Source organism: Sphingomonas sp. BE138, assembly GCF_031456125.1.
Classification (GTDB): Bacteria; Pseudomonadota; Alphaproteobacteria; order Sphingomonadales; family Sphingomonadaceae; genus Sphingomonas.
Window position 1 is genome coordinate 1 of record NZ_JAVDUC010000071.1, and the last position, 1,558, is coordinate 1,558.

Annotated in this window: 1 protein-coding gene; it reads right to left on the bottom strand. The window is 66.9% G+C overall.

Translation table 11 applies throughout. The features are described 5' to 3' along the window. Positions 1-61 precede the first annotated feature (61 nt). Positions 62-1,495, bottom strand: a complete 1,434-nt coding sequence (locus J2Y58_RS20900) for an IS1182 family transposase (protein WP_310107426.1) — start codon at positions 1,493-1,495, stop codon at positions 62-64. Positions 1,496-1,558 lie beyond the last annotated feature (63 nt).

Consider the following 1,558-nt stretch of genomic DNA (forward strand, 5'->3'; position numbering starts at 1 on the left):
GGTGGAGGCTGTGTGAGAACGTCCCGGTGCTGCGACGTAGCGGGACGGATGCGAGGGGCGCTCAGTCCTGCATCGCTGCAACCAGCGCTGGCACGCCGCGAAGCGCGATGGCGCGCTTGATGTTGTAGGCGAGGATGTGGAGGCTGGCCTCGGTCGCGACGTTTCCGATCCTTCGCGTCTTAAAGTGGCTCCGTCCCATCCAGTCTTTCAGCGTGCCGAAGACGTGTTCGACGGTTCGTCGTCGCACGCGCATGGCATCGGGCCAGCGGTCGAGGCGGGCCTGCATGGCCTCGACCACCTCTTCATGCTCCCAGCGTTTGATGCGCCGCTCGACGCCCGCGGTGCAGCGCGTCTTCATGGTGCAGCGTGAGCGGCAGGCGGGCGTCGCATAGCCGTGGAGGGTCAGTCCCTGCTCGACGGTGGCGAAGCGCCTGGTCAGCGTCTCGCCGGCCGGACAGCGGTAGGTGTCGGTCTCGGGCTGGTAGGCGAAGTCCTGCTTGCCGAACCGGCCATCGGCCTTGGCGCCTGAGGTGAGCGGCCTGGGGCAGATCGGCACGACACCCACTTGCTCGCAGGCCAGCACCTGAGCCCCCGAAAAATAGCCGCGGTCGGCCAGCACGGTGAGGGTCGCCACTCCCGTCGCGTCGCGCGCCTGCTCACCCATGCGCGCCAGCGACGTGCGGTCATGGCCAAGGTTGATGACCTCGTGCGCCACGACGATGTGGGTTTCGGCATCCACCGCCGCCTGAAGGTTGTAGCCGACCAGCCCGGTGCCACCTCCGGCCGATGCCATCGCACGCGCGTCCGGGTCGGTCAGCGAGATCTGCCGGTCAGCCGAGGCGGTCACCGCCTCTTCCATCGCTTCGAGATCGCGCATCTGCCGCCGCAGGGCGTCGAGCCGCGTCGTCAGCCGCACCGTGCGCAGTTCGGCGCCCTCTCCCTCCTGACGGTCCACGGTGTCGAGCATGCCAAGATAGCGCTGGATGCTGTCATCCACCTGCTCCTTGCGGCGCTGGATCGTGGCGGGCGTGAAGTTGCGGTCGCGCGCATTCACCGCGCGCAGGCGGCTCCCGTCCACCGCCACCGTGCCGCCCGCGATGAGCCCCAGGTTGCGACAGACCAGAACGAAACGCCGACAGGCTGCCTGGATCGCGGCGCCATGGTCGCGCCGGAAGTCGGCGATGGTTTTGAAGTCGGGCGCGAGCTTGCCCGTCAGCCACATGCATTCGACGTTGCGCCCCGCCTCGCGCTCCAACCGACGGCTCGACTGCACCTGGTTGAGATAACCGTAGATATAGAGCTTCAACATCGTCGCCGGATGATAGCCGGGCCGGCCTGTTGCCGCTGCCCCAGCAAAGCCCAGCACGCCCAAGTCCAGTTCGTCGACGAACATGTCGACTACCCGAACCGGGCTGTCGTCGCCCACGTAATCGTCGATACAGTCCGGCAGCAGCAGCCGTTCGCGCCGATCCAAACCCTCGATGAAACGGCTCATTCTAGCGCCTCCATCAATGAGGGAAGGCTACCACATCAACGCGTTTCCACACAGCCTCGGTGG